This window comes from Methylobacterium sp. E-016, from assembly GCF_022829745.1.
In the GTDB taxonomy this organism is placed as follows: Bacteria; Pseudomonadota; Alphaproteobacteria; order Rhizobiales; family Beijerinckiaceae; genus Methylobacterium.
In genome coordinates this window covers 1-18,181 of the sequence record NZ_JAKSYF010000178.1, presented here as the reverse complement: position 1 = coordinate 18,181, position 18,181 = coordinate 1, and the positions used below count along the sequence as shown (strand labels likewise).

The 18,181-nt window shown below is 64.8% G+C and carries 14 protein-coding genes and 3 pseudogenes; 5 read left to right on the top strand and 12 right to left on the bottom strand.

Annotated elements, in window-relative coordinates:
• Positions 1–61: 61 nt before the first annotated feature.
• Entirely contained in the window at positions 62–1,090 is a 1,029-nt protein-coding gene (locus MKK68_RS26370; protein ID WP_244033429.1) for an IS481 family transposase, read from the top strand.
• Here the strand turns inward: MKK68_RS26370 and MKK68_RS26365 are convergent.
• From MKK68_RS26365 to MKK68_RS26355, 3 genes and pseudogenes are all read right to left on the bottom strand, one after another.
• Positions 1,012–1,598: pseudogene (locus MKK68_RS26365) on the bottom strand (IS5 family transposase); the annotation flags it as partial. The gene MKK68_RS26370 and the pseudogene MKK68_RS26365 overlap by 79 nt on opposite strands.
• A gap of 258 nt (positions 1,599–1,856) precedes the next feature.
• Positions 1,857–4,775 (bottom strand): PAS domain S-box protein, encoded by a 2,919-nt coding sequence (locus tag MKK68_RS26360; protein WP_244033428.1) that lies wholly within the window; start codon positions 4,773–4,775, stop codon positions 1,857–1,859.
• 227 nt (positions 4,776–5,002) lie between these two features.
• Positions 5,003–5,158: pseudogene (locus MKK68_RS26355) on the bottom strand (IS630 family transposase); the annotation flags it as partial.
• A gap of 306 nt (positions 5,159–5,464) precedes the next feature.
• Between MKK68_RS26355 and MKK68_RS26350 the strand changes: the two are divergent.
• Entirely contained in the window at positions 5,465–6,340 is an 876-nt protein-coding gene (locus MKK68_RS26350) for a transporter (protein WP_147841138.1), read from the top strand.
• A 473-nt stretch (positions 6,341–6,813) separates the two neighbouring features.
• On the opposite strand, the gene MKK68_RS26345 is transcribed toward MKK68_RS26350, so the two are convergent.
• The 5 genes and pseudogenes from MKK68_RS26345 to MKK68_RS26330 form a co-directional block, all read right to left on the bottom strand.
• Positions 6,814–7,122: a hypothetical protein gene (locus tag MKK68_RS26345; RefSeq protein ID WP_243938238.1), complete on the bottom strand. Its 309-nt coding sequence runs from the start codon at positions 7,120–7,122 to the stop codon at positions 6,814–6,816.
• 383 nt (positions 7,123–7,505) lie between these two features.
• Positions 7,506–7,769 carry a hypothetical protein gene (locus tag MKK68_RS26340; RefSeq protein ID WP_243938240.1) on the bottom strand — a complete coding sequence of 88 codons (264 nt, stop codon included), beginning with the start codon at positions 7,767–7,769 and terminating at the stop codon, positions 7,506–7,508.
• Positions 7,690–8,082, bottom strand: a pseudogene (locus MKK68_RS29820) (WGxxGxxG family protein); the annotation flags it as partial. The pseudogene MKK68_RS29820 and the gene MKK68_RS26340, both read right to left, overlap by 80 nt.
• Positions 8,083–8,863: 781 nt before the next feature.
• Complete coding sequence (locus tag MKK68_RS26335; RefSeq protein WP_244033427.1) at positions 8,864–9,943, bottom strand: hypothetical protein; 1,080 nt, start codon at positions 9,941–9,943, stop codon at positions 8,864–8,866.
• 30 nt (positions 9,944–9,973) lie between these two features.
• Positions 9,974–10,147 (bottom strand): TadE/TadG family type IV pilus assembly protein, encoded by a 174-nt coding sequence (locus MKK68_RS26330; protein WP_244033426.1) that lies wholly within the window; start codon positions 10,145–10,147, stop codon positions 9,974–9,976.
• A gap of 453 nt (positions 10,148–10,600) precedes the next feature.
• Here MKK68_RS26330 and MKK68_RS26325 point away from each other — a divergent pair, with 453 nt between their 5' ends.
• Positions 10,601–10,783, top strand: coding sequence for a hypothetical protein (locus tag MKK68_RS26325; protein ID WP_244033425.1), 183 nt, complete (start codon positions 10,601–10,603; stop codon positions 10,781–10,783).
• 301 nt (positions 10,784–11,084) lie between these two features.
• Here MKK68_RS26325 and MKK68_RS26320 read toward each other — a convergent pair whose 3' ends face one another.
• The gene (locus tag MKK68_RS26320) at positions 11,085–11,756 is read right to left on the bottom strand and encodes a TetR/AcrR family transcriptional regulator (protein WP_244033424.1); all 672 of its coding nucleotides are present in this window, start codon (positions 11,754–11,756) and stop codon (positions 11,085–11,087) included.
• An 81-nt stretch (positions 11,757–11,837) separates the two neighbouring features.
• Here MKK68_RS26320 and MKK68_RS26315 point away from each other — a divergent pair, with 81 nt between their 5' ends.
• Positions 11,838–12,578 carry an SDR family NAD(P)-dependent oxidoreductase gene (locus MKK68_RS26315; protein ID WP_147727949.1) on the top strand — a complete coding sequence of 247 codons (741 nt, stop codon included), beginning with the start codon at positions 11,838–11,840 and terminating at the stop codon, positions 12,576–12,578.
• A 233-nt stretch (positions 12,579–12,811) separates the two neighbouring features.
• Here the strand turns inward: MKK68_RS26315 and MKK68_RS26310 are convergent, their stop codons facing one another.
• A complete protein-coding gene (locus tag MKK68_RS26310; protein WP_244033423.1) occupies positions 12,812–13,543 on the bottom strand; it encodes an SDR family NAD(P)-dependent oxidoreductase in 732 nt (243 codons plus the stop codon).
• Positions 13,544–13,625: 82 nt separating this feature from the next.
• Between MKK68_RS26310 and MKK68_RS26305 the strand changes: the two genes are divergently transcribed.
• A complete protein-coding gene (locus MKK68_RS26305) occupies positions 13,626–14,018 on the top strand; it encodes a winged helix-turn-helix transcriptional regulator (protein ID WP_244033422.1) in 393 nt (130 codons plus the stop codon).
• Between the two features lie 396 nt (positions 14,019–14,414).
• Here the strand turns inward: MKK68_RS26305 and MKK68_RS26300 are convergent, their stop codons facing one another.
• On the bottom strand, positions 14,415–15,122 hold the full coding sequence (locus MKK68_RS26300) for a type 1 glutamine amidotransferase domain-containing protein (protein WP_243947505.1): 708 nt from the start codon (positions 15,120–15,122) through the stop codon (positions 14,415–14,417).
• Positions 15,123–15,218: 96 nt separating this feature from the next.
• Positions 15,219–17,918 (bottom strand): excinuclease ABC subunit UvrA, encoded by a 2,700-nt coding sequence (locus MKK68_RS26295; RefSeq protein WP_244033421.1) that lies wholly within the window; start codon positions 17,916–17,918, stop codon positions 15,219–15,221.
• Positions 17,919–18,181: the final 263 nt, after the last annotated feature.

Here is an 18,181-nt window from a genome sequence, read left to right as displayed (position 1 = left end):
CTAGGTGTTTGATCCCGCGGTGTGGTGGTACGGTTGACCACCATGCTGCGAGGGATGCGCTATGGGCCAGGTTCTTCATGGAAGCGCCACCACGACCGAGGCAGTCCGTCGCGCGATCCAGCTACGTGAAGAGAGCGTAAGAGCGCTGGCCAAGCGCTACGGCGTCAGCCCGACGACGGTGCAGAAGTGGCGCAAACGGACGAGCACAGCGGATGCCCGGATGGGCCCCAAGGAACCGCGCTCCACCGTGCTCACCGTCGAGGAGGAAGCGATCATTGTCGCCTTCCGCCGGCATACCCTGCTGCCGCTTGACGACTGCCTCTATGGCTTGCAGCCGACGATCCCGCACCTGACGCGATCCTCGCTGCATCGCTGCCTGGAACGGCACTGCATCAGCCGACTACCCGAGATCGAAGGCGACAAACCCAAGAAGCAGCGCTTTGCGACCTACGCCATTGGCTACGTCCACATCGACATCGCCGAGGTGAGCACGGCCGAAGGTAAGCTCAGGCTGTTCGTAGCCATCGATCGAACCAGCAAATTTGCCTTCGTGCGGCTCGTGGAGAGCGCCGGCAAGATGGAGGCCGCCCAGTTTCTGCGCGACTTCATTGAGGCGGTGCCTTACCGCATCCACACCGTGCTCACAGATAACGGCGTTCAGTTCACATCACGTCGACAGGACATCTACGATAGTAAGCACATCTTCGACCGCGTCTGCGACGAGCACAACATCGAGCATCGGCTGACCAAGGTAAACCATCCTTGGACCAACGGGCAGGTCGAGCGGATGAACCGCACCATCAAGGATGCGACGGTCAAGCGCTACCACTACGACAGCCACGACCAGCTTCGAACGCATCTGCACCTGTTCGTCGATGCCTACAATCACGCTCGTCGGCTCAAGACCCTGCGGGGCCTGACACCCACCGAGTTCATCCTGAACGCCTGGACGAAAGAGCCCAATCGCTTCAGGATCGACCCGTCACACCTCATCCCGGGACCATACACCTGTTTGCGGTTGGGCATTGGCCTCACGTTCGCCCAAGCACCCTGCTCGGACATCCGGGCTCGCAGCGCATCGCTGTCATAGGCCCGGTCACCCAGCAGGACCTGGCCTTCACCCAACCCGCCCAGCATGTCGGTCGCCGAGCGCCCGTCATGCGCCTGACCGGGCGTGATCTTCAACGCGAGGGGACGGCCCTCGGCATCCACCAGCGCGTGGATCTTGCTGGTCAGGCCGCCCCGTGAGCGACCCATGCCACCGGATCCGCCGTCTTTTTTTTGGCGCAGGCTGCGTGCTGGTGAACCCGCACGCTGGTGGCGTCGATCATCTGTAGATCGCCCTCGTAAGCCTTCGACACGGCAGCCAGAAGCCGATCCCAAATGCCGCGCTTGCGCCAGCGCCGGAAGCGGTTGCCGCAGGTCGTGTAGGGCCCGTAACGCGCCGGGATGTCGGCCCACGGTGCGCCCGTGCGCAGCCGCCAGAAGATCCCGTTCAGCACCCGTCGGTCGTCCACCCGATCCTTGCCGCGCACGTCCGTCGGCAGGACCGGCTCGATCACCGCCCACTCTTCATCCGTCAGGTCAAACCGCGCCATCCTCGGTCCTCCATTCGGAGAACCAACGATGCCACGGCCAAACCGTGCCAGACGTTATGAGTTCACGACCTAGACCGGACTGTGACACGGCGGTGCAGGATCACCCGTTCCATCGGCTGCGGTCATTCAGGGCTGCCCACAGGAGCGCCCAGGGTCGCGTCGAGCGTCATGGCCGCAAGGACGCGCTCCCGACGGCCAGGGGCGGCGAAACCCAGGAGCGCGGTCGCGGTGGCCGTCTCCACGGCGGCTGATAGCCCTTCATCCGCAATCTCGCCCGCGATCCAAAACGACAGGCAGCCGCGGAACGTGAAAGCGATCTGGTCGGCCAGGATGGCCCGCGCCCGCCCGCGAAGATCCTCGGAAATCCCCGCCAAGTCGCCGAGCGCGAGTTCCCAGAGGGCACGCGAACGAGGCCGCACCCCGCCTGATGTCGGGCCGGCCGTGCCGAGGGAGCCCACAACGGCCTTGTAGACCACCGGACGTTCGAGAAGGCAGGCGGCCGCGGTCCGGCCCATCGCCAGGGTCCGGTCGATGGCGTCGCCAGCGGGCACCTCCGCTCGGAAACGGGCTTCCATGCGGTCGATCACCCGGCCCGAGAGTGCCTGCATGATCGCGCCCTTGCTGCCGAAGTGATTGAACGGCGTCACGAACCCTTTGCCGGCCTCCAGTGATGCGGCCACCGTCAGGCATCGCATCACGGGCGTTGATGCAGAGGTTGAGCAGGGCATTCTCAAGCTGGGGCGGGTCAACCAGCGCCGGCCATAGCCCCGCCGCGCCAACCACCTCGACGTGGATGGCCGGGCCGACGGTGCGCCGGACAAGGTCCTCCATGCCGGCGACGAGACCGTTCACGTTGGTGGGCTTGGGGTCGAGGGTCTGGCGTCGCGAGAAGGCGAGGAGCCTGTGGGTCAGGGCCGCTGCCCGCTTCGAGGCGCCCTGCGCGGCGTTGATGTAGCGGTCGAGATCGGTCAGGCGCCCCTGGGCCATCCGGGTCTGGAGAAGCTCCAGGCTGCCTGAGATGCCGGCCAGCAGGTTGTTGAAGTCGTGGGCCAGGCCGCCGGTCAGTTGTCCGACCGCCTCCATCTTCTGCGATTGCCTGAGCGCCTCCTCCGTCGCCATCAACTCCTTTGTTCGATCCGCCACCCGCGCCTCAAGGGTGGCGTTCAGGGTCGCCAGTTCCTCGGCGTGGCGGCGGCGCTCGTCGATGTCGGTGTTGGTTCCGACCCAGCGAGCGATGGTCCCGTCCGTGGAACGGACCGGTTCGGCGCGCACCAGGAACCAGCGGTACGTGCCGTCCACACGCCGGATGCGGAACTCGGTCTCGTAAACCTTGCACGCCGCGAGCGAACGGGACCAGGCCTCGCCCGCCGTGGCCAAGTCGTCCGGGTGGATGATGCGGGTCCACTCGGCCATGCCGTCCAGGGTGCCGGGCTCGGCGCCGCTGTAGGCGTAGACCTGCTGGTTGAACCAGTAGAGATGACCGTCCGGACGCGCTGCCCAAACCTGGTTGGGGACGGCCTGGGCCATGACGCGGAACTGGTCCTCGCTCGCCCGTAGACGTTCTTCGGCGAGCCGGCGGCCGTGGATGTCCTCCACGACGCCGTACCAGCGGATGACCGCTCCGTCCGCGTCGTGGCGCGGATAGGCCCGGGCCCGCATCCAGCGGTATTCGCCGCGTCCGCCGACGTTGATGCGGTAATCCACGTCCACCGGCTCGCCCGAGGCAAGCGCGGCCCCGAACACCTCGAGGGTGGGCGGCACGTCGTCGGGGTGAAGGGCCTTGATCCAGCCCGCACCGTCCGGCTCGCCAGGGGCTTGGCCGGTGAGGTCGAGCCATCGCTTCGAGTAGGAGGTGATGTTGCCCTGCGGGTCGGCCGTCCAGGGCACTTGCGGGTTCAGCTCGACCGTGTGCCGGAAGTGGTCCTCGCTCTCGCGCAAGGCTTCCTGGGCCGCCCGCTGCTCGGAGATGTCGCGCGATGCGCCGGAGAAGCGTAGAGGCCGTCCTTGCCCGTCGGTCTCGATCTCACCCTTACGCGCGATCCAGCGCAACTCGCCCGTGTCCGCGCGTCGGATCCGGTAGGCGACGTCACGGGGCGGCGCGCCACTCGACCGGGTCTCCGCCGTCGAGACGAGATGGGCATCCTCGGGGATGACCAACTCCTCGAAGGCCCGCGATGGATAGCTGTCACGCACCGGAAGGCCGTAGAGACGACAAAATTCTGGTGATGGCCGCAGCGTGTTATCACCGACATCGACCGTAAACAGGCCGACGCCACCGGCCTCCTGGGCCTGGCGCAGGCGCACCTCGGCCTCGCTCAACGCTTCCTCGCGATTTCGCCGCTCGCTCACGTCCCGGTAGAAGATCGCCATGCCATCGAGCGAGGGATAGGCTCGTACCTCCAGCCAGGCGTCATGGCCGTCCGGCCAGACGTAACGGTGCTCCAGCATCTCCGGGATCCGGTCCCGCATCACCCGCTTGTAGAGCTGCCCGATGGGCAGCTTCTCCGAGCCCGGATAGGCGTCCCAGTGCGGTCGGCCCACGATCTCGCTCGCCGGACGTCCCTCAAGGCGTAGGCCCTCCGCGTTGATCTGCAGGATCATGAAATCGTGGTCGAGGAGTACGAACCCCTCGGTCATGCCCTCCAGCACGCCGGAGGCCCGCGCCTCGCTGGCGCGAAGGGCCTCCTCGGCCCGGACCTTCGCGGTCGTCTCCGTGCAGATGCAGCACATCGCCCCGACCGCGCCGGCTTCGTCCCGAACGGGCGAGTACGAGAAGGTGAAGTAGGCCACCTCATCGTAGCCGCGCATCCTCATCGTGAGTGGCAGGTTCTCCGCCCAGGTCGCCTCGCCCGCCATGGCGGCGTCGACCAGCGGCAGGAGATCCGACCAAATCTCGGACCAGATGTCCTGAAAGCGTTGTCCGAGGGCGGCCGGATGCTTGTCGCCCAGGATCGCGGAGTAGGCGTCGTTGTAAAGGAAGCCGAAATTAGGGCCCGAGGCCACGAACATCGGAAACTTGGAACCCAGCATCAGGCTCACGGCTGAGCGCAGCCACTGCGGCCATGCCTCGGGCCAGCCCAGCGGCGAGGCGGACCAATCATGAGCCCGCATCCGCGCACCCATGTGCCCGCCGCCCGAGAGGAAGGCGGGGTAGGGAGAAGTGGGACGCAGCGACATGCGGTCAGACGGGCTCGGCTATGCAGGAGCTGGCAGACGACCGTTCCGCACCGATGCATCGGGTGCGCGGCGTCGACCGTGTCAGGACACTGGCAGGTGACGAAGGCGAACGTGAGGCTGAGCGGGACATGACTCTTTCGGACCCGGCCCCTTTATCGCTGGCGACGGCACCGTAAGCCCAAGGTTCCAAGCGCTACGGCCCCTGTTTGTACATGGCTGTCCGCTCAGCGGCCGATCACCTTGCCCTCCAGCACGTCCAGAGCGGCAAACAGGGTCGTCGTCCCGTGTCGCTTGTATTTGTGGGTGCGCGTCGTCGGGTGGCCCGGCTTCATCGGCAATGGGGCCTGCGTGCGGGCGAGCGCCTGGATCTGGCTCTCCTCATCCTGAGCCTGTCGAAGGATCGTCGACCGAGAGGACGACGACATGAGCGGGCGGATCCCTTTGCCGCTCGTAGCCATCACCCGCGCGTCCGGGTCGTTCAGCGAAATCTGCCGGTCGGGAGCGGCTTCGACGAGCCTTTCCATCGCCTGCAGTTGAAGCACCCGAGAAAGCGAGCCTTCGCTGCATCGGTTGTTGCCGGATGGCTACGCTCGCGTCGCAACTCTGCATTCTACGCACGGGAAGGCCGCTTAGTCGGCGGTGGCATGCAATAAAGGCTGATCCAAAGACGGCGAGGTTTGGACTGCAGAATGACGACAGCTAGGCTTATCTGGGCGACCCATATCGCTGCCATCGCCGCCTCGCTCACCTACGGGTTGGCCGGCATCTCCGCGATGGCAGGCTCTTCGGCGCAACCTGGACAGACCGTGGGGCAGGCTCCCGGCGCGCCGTTGCCCGTCGGCCTTTACTTTATCGACACGTCGAGTTTCGGCTCGCGCGACATCACCCCGCGCGGTACCGACTCGAACATCAACCTGCCATCCTTCATCTGGGCGACACCGGCCGAGGTGGTCGGCGGGCGGCTGCAGTTCGTCGTGCTCCAGCCCATCACGGCATCGAGCACGCGGGGTTCGGCCTACCAGAGCGGGTTCGGGCAAACGCTGCTTGCCGCCCAGGTCGCCTGGAAGCTCGGCAACAACCTCAACTTCAGCTACCTGCTCGGCGCGTACCTCCCGAGCGACACCAAGATCGTCATCCAGAACCCGGTCCTGCACCAACGGTTCGCCATCACCTACAATGGCGACGGGTGGAACCTGACGGGCAACTTCCTCTACGGCACCTTCTTCGACACGCGGTCTCCCACTGGCACGTTCTACCCGGACTTCCTCAATCTCGACCTCACCGCCACGAAGCATTTCGGCAAGTGGGAGGTCGGGCCGGTGGCCTTCGGGTCGACCGACCTACCGACCGGCAATCCCGCCTACGCCCGTCAAGGCCAGTTCGCCGTCGGCGCACTCGTCGGTTACAATTTCGGGCCGGTGAACCTGCAGGCCTACGTCACGCGGGACGTGGTCCAGCGCAACTACGCCGGCCTTGAGACGCGCGGCTGGCTGCGGGTCACGGTACCGATCTACCAGGACAAGGATGGGACCCCCGAGGCGAGCCCCGTCATACGCAAGTTCTGAGACTGTCTCGGACGCACGTGGTGATAGGGCCCCCCTCCTGCGATGGATGCACGAACGTTCCGAGCAGGATCCAGTATGTTTGAACGGATCGAAGCAGCCAGAACTCTGGGCCGGTGAAGCTTGGCGCGATCAAAAACCTGTGGGTCGCGCTCCACCCGGTCGCGTCGTGAGGGCTGTTTTGCTGAGTACCAAGAAGCAGACCTTGTCGGGAGCGCCCTGGATCGACCCCTGCTCTCCGCTCTGCAATAACGGCGAGCCAAGGTGGATCCATACCTGATGCCCACAAAAAGGTCGGATATCCGACAGATCGTTCAGGTTGCTATCGACCCTTTGTGGAAGGCGGGCACGTCCACACGCAGGCTGCTCGATGGCGCGAGGATTGATAACGGCGGGCAGCCGGCCTGTGTTCATTTAATGCGGGCCGATGAAGTTTGTGTCACACTAGGTCAATGCCTGCCCAAGTTGTTGTGCTTTCAATCACGCGTCAAGTGATGAAGTGCCATTCCGGCAAGTACGGCTACCCCAAGAGAAACTTTCATATTTCCCTCAATAAAACTAAGTAGGCCATTGCGGTCCGCCAGATGACTCATAGTCTTGTTATTCAATGCTGCACGTGCTCTGGAACGATTCTTTGGACGTGCGCGGACTGATACTTCGAACTCATCACCATGCTGAACAATATCGATACTGTTACGACCAAAGCCTGCGCTTGCCAAACGCTCACGCGCCGACTGCGCTCCTTTGAGAGAACCAAAGTTGGCGGCAAGGGTATCTGACGACATTAAATCCTCCTACAATACTTACCTTAAACTCGGACCCTGCGAGGATGGTTGCCTATCCTGATGACGATCGTATCGCATGCCGCCAAAGCAAGCTGGAGGCGTTCGCGAACAAGGATCACGTTCGTTTGCAGATAGACCGCTCGTGTGTGTTTTAGACCCTACTATCAAGCTGCGGGAGCAAGGAACTTCCGCAGCTCGCTCAACTCTGATCGACTCGCCAGCAGGACGGCCGGTGGCTTTCCGGCAAAAAGACGCCCGCCGGTGACGACAACGTCGAACCGCGCGAGCGAGGGTCAACACCGCCCGACGGCGAGAGCGTAGCCGCGCAAAGGCCGTGTTCTCGGCATTCAGTCCGAGCTTCGTGGTGCGCTTTTCGAGCAACCCTACTGGAATAGACGCACCATCTCCTGGAGCGTACGCTGCAGGTGAAACTCGACTTGCTCGAACAAACCACCGCGGTTGTGAGATCGGCAGTTAGGGCAGGCGAGTTGATCCCTTAAGAGGTCCATGGCAGCTCTACGCGCGCGATAGCCATGGAAGGATGCAAGGTAGGTGTCGACCACCTGCTCAGCTTCGATGATGGCGCCGGGGCGATAGGAACCTGCAAGGCTGACAAGGCGACGGACCGTTTCGTGCAGGTGGTTCATACAAGGGAAAACCTGGCTCGATCCTACGCCTGTTCCAGTAACGAACTGTCCTAACCCATCCTTCCAGTGTCACGACCCTTGGATGAGCGCAACACTGGGAAGATTTCATCGACAGATTAGTGGCGTAGAGGCGGCCAGTGCCGGTGCCCGAAACGTTGTTGGTTGTGCCCGGAACGACCCGATGATTGCGGCGCAGCAGGCCGGCGAGGCCAGCGAGGCCGGCAAGCCCAAGGAGACCGATCCAGCCGTAATCATGATGGTCGTCGTGGTCGGATCTGGTGGGCGGGTTAGCCATTCCCGCATTGTTCGATCCAGGATTGGTCGTCGTATTCTAGGCCAAGGCAGGGGTCGCAGCGGCCAGTGCGAGGGTCATCAAGAACACATGAATAAGATGCACGAGATTTACCCAAATTAGGGCTTAGCGTAGATAGAACCTTGGCACGGGAAGATTGTTCACGATCATCGCATTTCATAAAAAGCTCGGTGTCATTTAGGATGTAATCTGGAGCCGTTGGCGCTCTTTTGTGAGCGGCCGTTCTGCATGGCACGGACGCACCGTCCCAGGTATTTCTGTAGCCCCCTCTGCGACGGAGGCAGAATTCGCCCTGCAACGGTTTGGGGGCCGTCGTGGTTCATGAAGCGATCGACGGAAAGCAGTGTTTTAGGGTGAACTGATGGAGACGACACGGTCTCAAGAGAGTGGCGAGATAGGGCACGCCGCTGGAGCGGATCAGGCGCTCGCTATAGCGGAGAGTGTCGCCACAGCCTTTGAGGAGGGCGGTGGCGAATTGAGCGGCATGAGCCGGGACGCGCTCGCTCGCGATCTCGCAGCCGTGCTCGAACCCCTCCTGATCACGTGTACCAATGCGGAGTGGATCGAGGCTATCAACGCCCGCTTGGCTCGATTGGAGGGTGAGACTGATAAGCCCGGACCACGGCTCGAGCGCTTCGCGTCGAACGGCATCGCTGAGTGTGCCAATTAGCCCGCCCGGGCAGCGGACTGTGGTCGACCTAGGACCAAATCTGCATTCAGGCGCCGAAGCAGATGAAGAACGGCACCCGCCGCAGACCTTGCTTCGAGGACGGTGCTGCGATCACTGGGTCAAAAGCAGGCGTCCGCCGATGTTGCCTACGCCACTCGGAACCGGAACATCGCTGGCCGAGTACATGGCGTTCATCGTGAGATTGGCACTGCTGGCGACCTTGAGCTGGCGCGATACGATCACCGTATAGGATGACAGGTCGGCTATGATACCGGCGGAGTCCACGGTCAGCTTTCCACGCGGCATGTAGATCGTGCCGAGCAGCTGGCGGGCATTGCCGCTGGAGATCTTGTGCTCGCGCAACAACGGAGCGGTGGGATCCTCGTAGATGAGGAGGCCTGACATCGCACCGTCCTTCGGAGCCGTCAGGTTGATGATGCTCTGGGGTGTGAAGTTGAGCGTCGTCTGCTGGCTCTTGAGGTAGATGCCGACATACGATCCGGTCAGCGTGGCGTTGCCATCAACGGTGAGGGGACCCGTGTCGATGACGTAGATGCCCTGCGCCAGCGTGGCCACTGCCCCCTTCGTGACCTTCAATCCGTTGCAGTACGTGCCCGGATAGAGCGTCTGCGAGGTGGTCACGACCGTGTTCGTGTACGTGCAGCTGGAGGACGGCGGCGGTGCTCGCCCAGCCAAGGGGTCCACCAAGCTGGGGCAACCGGATTTGGGCCCTGGAAGGGGCGGGATCGTGGTGCTCACGGAACTCCCACCCGCCGAGCAGATGCTGGTCGCCAAGATGGTGGCTTGGTTCTGGAGCGTGACGCCGCTTGCGCTCGTCGAGTCCGAGTAGACCGAGCACGTCGATGCAGTCATCGATGCGTGGTCCTGAACCGTTAACGTGCCGGCCGAACTTGGGTCGAGTGCCAGGACGCAAAGTCGCGTCTTACCCACGACGGACGCCTGCGCATGAACGCTGATTGTGGCGGTCGGTTTGCCGAGGAACTTGCCGAAGATCAGCGTCACCGTTTCCTGGGTTTGCGCGGAGACGCTGGTGCCATCGGCACCGACGCTGACCTGGACGGAGAAAGGCGTCCCGCTTACGGGCTGGGCGTCGGAGCGGATCTTCTGCTCGGTGACAGCTGTGACGGAGCCGCCGTTCGCTGCGGCGAGCTTCAGGGTGTTACCGCCCAAGATCACGCCGGCGTCGGTCGCCGACTGAAGTTAAACCTTCCGGTTTGCGAGGCGGGCAAAATCGATACCGCCGCCTGCGAGACCGAGCAGCACCACGGCGGTGAGACTGAAGATGACGGCGACGCCGCCGCGATGGTCGGCCTTGAACGCTTGGCCACGCGCGATGACGCTCCAGCCAGCAGCTCGGACACGACGAAAATCCATTCGGCCTCGACGTGGCATGCAATCCGATCCCGCGCCCAGGGAGGTCCGGCGCAGCAACTAGACTGCTGGATATGAAAGCCTTGCTAAGGGATAGTCAGAAATCCCAACCAGCATCTTATTCTTCAATACATCGTGACCAGCCCTGCTGCTTAATTAAAACTTAACCGCATAAGATCAAAAATGTAAACCCGCGAATTGCGACCCCGATGAAGATCACGCCCTCAAAGCGCGTATTGATGCATGAGACACTTCGAGAAAATCGGCCACTTCATGTCTTTGGCCTGCGTCTTGATGGCTCTCTCGTCGCCAGCATTTGGTTGCTCGGCCGGAGACAAGACTGAAGATATCATCTACGGTTGCAACTAGTTCATCAAATTTGCCCGTAAAGGCTACTCACGGAACGATGCAGATACGATGCGGCATCTCGGCGAGTGTCTAGGAGCAGTTCGGACGATGCTTGCGACGGAGATCGCAGATGACTTCATCTGTCCGTCGAACGAGGTCAAACTGATTGATGCTGTGACGGCCTTCTCGCTGTACGTCATCCAGCATCCCAGCGAGCTGACAGCTTTTTACGTCGTGCCGATGCGACAGGCCTTCCGGGCCGCCTATCCATGCCCCGGACGAAACCCGTAGAACGCTCCTCCTGATCGACCCGTCAAGGCTGTCTGCCATTGCTGGGCCTACGGACCAGTTCGCGCGCGAGATGTCTGCTTCGGGACGAAGAGCCAGGGTCCGCTTACCACCCCTAGCCGAAGTTGCCGGGCGGCCGAGCAATGACCGCTTATGGGAAGCGCCCATGCCGATCCAGGCGGCCGGGTTGGGCCGGGACCCGCCCGTCCGCTCGACGACCGAGTTGGGTCGATATCGGCCGGACCGCTCTACGGCCAGGATGGGTGAATTGTCACCGGTCTGCTTTCGGGAAGAGGCCAGTAGATCAGACGTCGTCGACCATAGATTTGGCAATTCGAGCGTCCCAGCCAGCCATCGCGATATCGGCGACCGCGTCCAACTCTTCCCAGCTCGCGCCATCACGGGCCAGGATCGACATGCCGTTCTGAACGGTCTGCACGAAGCGGGAAAGAGCGCGTACGTTGGTGGAGACCGGGAACTCGCCCTCACCCATAGCCCTCTCCAGGCACGCCTGCAGGCTCCCCAGCGTACCGGCGCGTGCCGAGCGCACGAGATCGCCGAGTTCGGCGTGGCCCTCATTCCCGACCGAGGACAGTGTCACCATGCAGCCGCGCGGAATGTCGGTGACCGAGCCCGTCAAGGCCGCTGCGGAGTCCTTCAGAAAAGCCTCGACGGCCTCACGGGCCGTCCTCGCCGTCCGGAACCGCCCCCATACGAGCGCCTCGTAGGTGTGGACGTAGTGGCTTAGCGCCTCGGCATAGAGCGCTTCCTTCGAACCAAAGGCGGCGTAGAGGCTCGGCGATCCGATCCCCATCGCCTCCGTAAGTTCGGTGATGGATGTTGCTTCGTAGCCTTTGCACCAGAACAGACGTGTCGCCTGGGCAAGCGCCGCCTCACGGTCGAACGCACGTGGGCGCCCACGACCTCGAACCTGGTGCGCTCCGGGGGGCTCTGGTCTCTGATCCGGTTTCTGCATCGTTCGATATATAAATCCCTTGACCCCAATCGCCAACTCTCCTAGCCATTTCTGTGTCGAACGATACAGAAAGGTCCGGCAATGCAGGAACTGGTTGGGAAGCGTGCCCTCGTCACGGGTGCCTCGCGCGGAATAGGTGCTGCTATCGCGGTCGCGCTCGCCGAGAAGGGCGCTGACGTGGCGATCACCTACGAGCGTTCGGCAGACCGTGCCGCGGAAGTGGTAAAATCGATCGAAAGCAAGGGCCGCAGGGCGGCTGCCATCCAGGCGGATTTTGCAGACCCTTCGGCGGTCAAACGGGCGGTGGCGGAAGCCGTCCAGGCGCTCGGGGGCTTGGACATTCTCGTCAACAATGCTGGGATCGCGCTCTACTCGACGTTTGCGGAGGTCAGCGTCGAGACGATCGATGCCCTGTTCGACGTCAACGTGCGGGGCCCCCTACTCGCGGCGCAGGCCGCCATTCCTCATCTCCCCGCAGGTGGGCGCATCGTGACGATCGGCTCCGCGGGTGCCGAACGCATCGTCGGCGACGCGGGTGCGATCTACTTCATGACGAAATCCGCCCTGCACTCCTTCACGCGCGGCCTGGCGCGCGAACTTGGATCGCGCGACATCACGGTCAATCTGGTCCAACCCGGGTCCACCGATACCGACATGAACCCGGCAAACGGCGAGTTCTCCGACTTTCAGCGTAGCCTCAGTCCGCTCGGCCGGTATGGAACGCCAGAGGACGTCGCCGCCGCCGTCACCTTCCTGGCAAGTCCTTCAGCCCGGCATGTCACCGGGGCCATCCTGAATGTGGACGGTGGACAGACGACGTAAGCGCGGGATTTCGGTGTAGCGCTGAGGTGGAGTGTCGTCGGTGTCGATTGCCCCACCTCATCGACCAACGACCTGGCAACAACGACCGCTTTCGGAATGTCCGGACAATTCTCTGCACGGCTCGTATGGGTCGGGACCCGCCGGTCTGCTCTACGATTGGCTTGAGGTCGAGACGGTCCGCTTCGGAGATGCAAACCGGCCGAAGCGGACAGGTTGAAACTGCGATTGAGGGCCTAGATCTGTCGCATCCCACCGTCAACGCACAGTTCGGCTCCTGCGACAAAGCTCGCCTCGTCGCTCAGAAGGAACAGCGTGGCCGCCGCCACCTCCTCAGGACGCGCCATGCGTCCCAGCGGGATCGGTACGATCAGTGCAGCTCGCTGTTCCTCAGGTACGCTCGCCATCATGGCGGTGTCAGTCGGGCCGGGGGCCACCACGTTCACGCGGATGCCCTGCGGGGCCAGCTCCGCTGTCCATGTGCGCGCGTAGGAGCGCAGCGCCGCCTTCGTCGCGCAGTAGGTCCCGTAGGGCGTGATGCCTGCGGTGTCGGCGATCGACCCCATTAGCACGACTGACCCACCCCGCTCCATCGCACTCAGCGCCGCTTGTAACCCGAGGACGGCCCCACGGACGTTGACCGCAAAGTGCCGGTCGAAATGCTCGGGCGTCGCGTCGCGCAGGGTCGCAGGTTCCGAAATGCCCGCGTTGAGGACCAGCGCGTCGATCCGGCCATGCGTTTCTCGTACCGTCGCCACGACGCGCTGCAAATCCTCCTGTAGGGCTGCGTCCGCAACAAGACCACGCGCACCCCGCCCGATCCTCGCGGCTGCTGCCTCGACCTCATCGGCGCGCCGCCCGGTGAAGACGACCGACGCGCCCTCGACCGCCAGCCGCTCGGCGACCGCGAGGCCGATGCCCTTCGCCCCGCCGACCACGAGCGCAACCTTGTCCACCATGCGAGCCATCGCGGCATCCCTTCATCTGCAACGGCACATGAGATACACGGCATATATCTGCTATCAAGAACGCACTTAGGTTAGCCTAGATATGGACGATGATACTGATCTCGATGTCCTGTCCGCGTGCGCTCTCGCTGATATGGCACGGGTCCGCCCAGTCCTGGACAAGATCGCCGATAAGTGGACAATCCTGATCCTCACGGTGCTCTGTCCGCGGCCGGCACGATTCAACGTGATCAAGCGGCGGCTCGATGGCATCACCCACAAGGCGCTGGCGGACGCACTTAAGCGGCTGGAGCGCAACGGCATGGTGACCCGGACGGTGCTACCGACCGCGCCCATCGGCGTCGAGTATGCGATCACCCCGCTTGGCCATTCACTGCGTCAACCCTTCGAGGCGGTCTGCGCGTGGGCACTCGACAACGGTGCGGCGATCGAGGCGGCCAACCACGAGCATGACAGCCTCAAAACGAAGACGTGAGAACGCGTCCCCTTTCGGTTCGCCGGATGTTGAGCCGCTACGTCTTATCAGGGTCGGTAGCCGAATGGCCGCTTGGGGTGGAGAGCAGTCTAGCTGCTTTTGAGCAGTGATGCCACGAAAACGGACCTCAGCTCGCGCCGAGAAAATCGACGGCTTTGGCCCATCTTGGGCGTTCGGTGATCAAGAACACGGTCAGGTCCCTTTAGGATCGACGTCGGGACTTTTTCATGCTTGCCAAAGGGAATTAGATTTAAGTGTCCAGCTCCTCGACTTCAGCGTCGAGAGGTTTCGAAACCGGCAAGGCAGGTGTGCGACTCATCCGACCGTAGGTCCCTGCTTTCCCGAAGCATCCGGCAAGCGGAACTCTCTGGAACTTGCAAAGGGGGCGAAAGCTCCTCACAAGTCGGTTGCCCCAGCGGTCCATCGTTTGTCGAGATACGCCTTCAGGCGCTCGGCCGTCGGTCCTGACGAGGCCGGGTTCTGGCCGGTGATCAGCAGCCCGTCCCCGACTACGTACGGCTCCCAGTCGCCGGCCTTGGAGAACACACCGCCCGCCCGCTTGAGCTCGTCCTCGACGAGGAAGGGGACGATGGCGGTCAGGCCCACGGCCTCCTCCTCGGTGTTCGTGAAGCCGGTGACGGCCTTGCCCGCGACGAGCGGATTGCCGTCGGGCGCCTTGGCGTGGCGCAGCACGCCGGGGGCGTGGCAGACGAGGGCGACCGGCTTGCCGGCCCGGAGCGTCGTCTCGATCAGCCGGATCGAGGCGGGGTCCTCGGCCAGATCCCATAAGGGGCCATGCCCGCCGGGATAGAACACCGCGTCGAAGCCCTCGTGGGTGACGCCGTCGAGGCGCCCTGTGTTCGACAAGGCGGCGCTGGCTTCGCCGTCCGCCTCGAAGCGTCGGGTCAGGTCGGTCTGGGCGTCCGGCTCGCTGCTCTTGGGATCGAGCGGCGGGCGGCCGCCCGCGGGCGAGACCAGCACCACCTCCGCACCGGCATCCCTGAACACGTAGTAGGGCGCGGCCAACTCCTCCAGCCAGAAGCCGGTCTTGCGCCCGGTGTCGCCGAGCCGGTCGTGCGAGGTCAGCACCATCAGGATCTTCATCGTCGGTCTCCGGGGTCGGTCTGAGGTCTCTCGTTCTGGATGCCGTCACCGACTTTGACGCTGATCAAGCGCAGAATCGGCATCGACGACGGGTCGTCAGGGACGCTGCGGGACCGCGCCCCCGCCTTCGTAGGCCTCGAGCTCTTCCCGTAGATAGGATGCCGTGCGACTCGCCCGCGCCTGGGCGACCACTTCGGGACGGCCGGCCGCGACGACAATGCCACCCAGGTTTCCGGCACCGGGCCCCACGTCGATGACGTGATCGGCCCCCGCGACGACGCGCATGTCGTGCTCGACCATGACGACCGTGTTGCCCGCATCGACCAGGCCGTTGAGCTGGAGCATCAGGCGATCCACGTCGGTCGGGTGCAGCCCGGTCGTCGGCTCGTCGAGGACGTAGAGCGTGCCGCCGCGCTGGCCCCGCTGCAGCTCGGTGGCGAGCTTGATACGCTGGGCCTCGCCGCCGGAAAGTTCGGTCGCCGGCTGGCCGAGGCGCAGGTAGCCGAGGCCGAGATCGCGCAGCACGGTGAGCGGGCGTAGCACGGATGGCTCGTCCGCGAAGGCAGCGCAGGCGCGCTCGACGGTGAGCCCGAGCACGTCCGCGATCGTCAGCCCGTTCCACGTCACCTCCAGGGTCGCGGGCGCATAGCGGGAACCGTGGCAGGTCGGGCAGGGGGCGTAGACGCTCGGCATGAACAGGAGTTCGACGCTGACGAACCCCTCGCCCTCGCAGGCCGAGCAGCGGCCCTTAGCGACGTTGAAGGAGAAGCGGCCGGCGTCGTAGCGGCGGCGCCGCGCCTCGGGGGTGGCGGCGAACAGCTTGCGGACGGCGTCGAACAGGCCGGTATAGGTCGCGAGGTTCGAGCGGGGCGTGCGCCCGATCGGCTTCTGGTCGACCTGGACCAAACGCCGGACCCCTTCCAGGCCGCCGACGATGCGCCCTTCCGTCGGGCCCGGCGCGTCGTCGAGGGGATCCTCCGGCTCGTCGTCGGTCTCGACGGGCCGTCCGAGGCGGTCGCCGACGAGTTCCAGCAGGGCTTGGCTCACGAGGCTCGACTTGCCGGAGCCGGAGATGCCGGTCACGGCGGTGAGGCATCCGAGCGGGAACGCGGCCGAGACCCCGCGCAGGTTGTTGCGGACGATCCCCTCCAGGTGCAGCCAGCCCGAGGGCTCGCGCCGCGGACGCCGCGGCGGCTTGACCAACCCGAACAGGTGCAGGCGCGTGCGCGACGCCTCCACATCGCGAAGACCTTCCGGCGGCCCGCTGTAGAGCACGGTGCCGCCGTGCTCGCCCGCCGCCGGGCCGACATCGACCAGCCAGTCGGCGCGGCGCATCGTGCCGATGTCGTGCTCGACGACGAACAGCGAATTGCCCGCGGCGAGCAGGCCCGCCAGCGCTTCGTGCATGGCGTCGCCGTCGGCGGGGTGCAGCCCGGCCGTGGGCTCGTCGAGCACGTAGGCTACGCCGAAGAGCTGCGAACGGAGCTGGGTGGCGAGGCGCAGGCGCTGCAGCTCGCCCGAGGACAGGGTCGTGGTGACCCGATCCAGCGACAGGTAGCTGAGACCCAGCTCCGCCAGCGTCCCGATCCGATCGACCAGGTCGGCGGCGAGGCGCTGGGCGGCGAGGCGCTTCTCGATGGAGAGGTTCGGCGTCGCGCGCACGTCCGGCGCCCCCGCATGGGCCGACGCGCCCGCAGCGGCGCGCCGGGCGCGATCCCGTCGGGCGGCTTCGCGGTCGAGGGTCTCCTGGGCGGCATCCTTGGCGGGGCGGTCGTCGGGCAGCCTGTCCTCGGCCGCCGGCCGCATCGCCTCGGCGAGCTCGGAGAGCGTCATGCGCGACAGCTCGCCGATGTCCAGCCCGGCGAAGGTGACCGAGAGCGCCTCCGGCTTCAGGCGCTTGCCGTGGCAGGCGGGGCAATCCTCGCTGACGAGGTAGCGCGCGGCGCGGCGGCGCATGAGGGCGCTCTGCGAGTTGGTGAAGGTGCCGAGCACGTGGCGGCGGGCGCTCGTGAACGTGCCCATGTAGCTCGGCTCCAGGCGACGCCGACGGGCCGCCTGTGTCTGCTCCGGCGAGAGGCCGGCATAGACTGGCTCCTGCGGCTGGTCGTCGGTGAACAGGATCCAGTCGCGAACGGCCCGCGGCAGATCCTTCCAGGGCGTGTCGACGTCGATGCCTCGGCTGACCAGGATGTCGCGCAGGTTCTGCCCGCCCCAGGCCTGCGGCCAGGCAGCGACGGCCCGCTCGCGGATCGTCAGCGAAGGGTCGGGCACCATCGAGGCTTCCGTCGCCCGGTAGATCCGTCCGAGCCCGCCGCAGGACGGGCAGGCCCCCTGGGGCGTGTTGGGCGAGAAGTCCTCCGCGTAGAGCATCGGCTGGCCCGGCGGATAGGTGCCGGCGCGCGAGTACATCATCCGCACGAGGCTCGACAGGGTGGTAACGCTGCCGACCGAGGAGCGGGCGCTGGGCGTGCCGCGCTGCTGCTGCAGGGCGACGGCGGGGGGCAGCCCCTCGATGGCGTCGACGTCGGGCACCCCGACCTGGTCGATCATCCGCCGCGCATAGGGTGCGACCGACTCGAAGTAGCGCCGCTGGGCCTCGGCATAGAGGGTGCCGAAAGCGAGTGAGGACTTGCCGGAGCCGGAGATGCCGGTGAACACCACGAGGGCGTCGCGCGGCAGCTCCACGTCGACGTCGCGCAGGTTGTGCTCGCGTGCGCCCTTCACCGTGACGTAGCCCGGCCGTCCCGCGCCGGATCGAGCAATCCTGGCCGGTTCTCTCGGCTTCGGCTGGTCCATGGTACATCCTCTCGACGCGTCAGTTCTTGGCGGGCACCGGGCGTTGCCGCGCCGACGAGGGGTTCAGGAGCGCGGGAACCACGCGCTAGTGCACAGACGCCGACGAATGGGCCACCGGCCTGTGTAACTGGGGCAGATCACCGGGCGGTGGCGTTTTGCGGTTTGGCTCGGGCGTGATTCAACATGCGGCATGGCGCTGCCGGATCCCGATGGTTTGGATGCCCTTTCGCTGAGCGAGCTTCGCGGGCTTGTCGTGGGCCTGA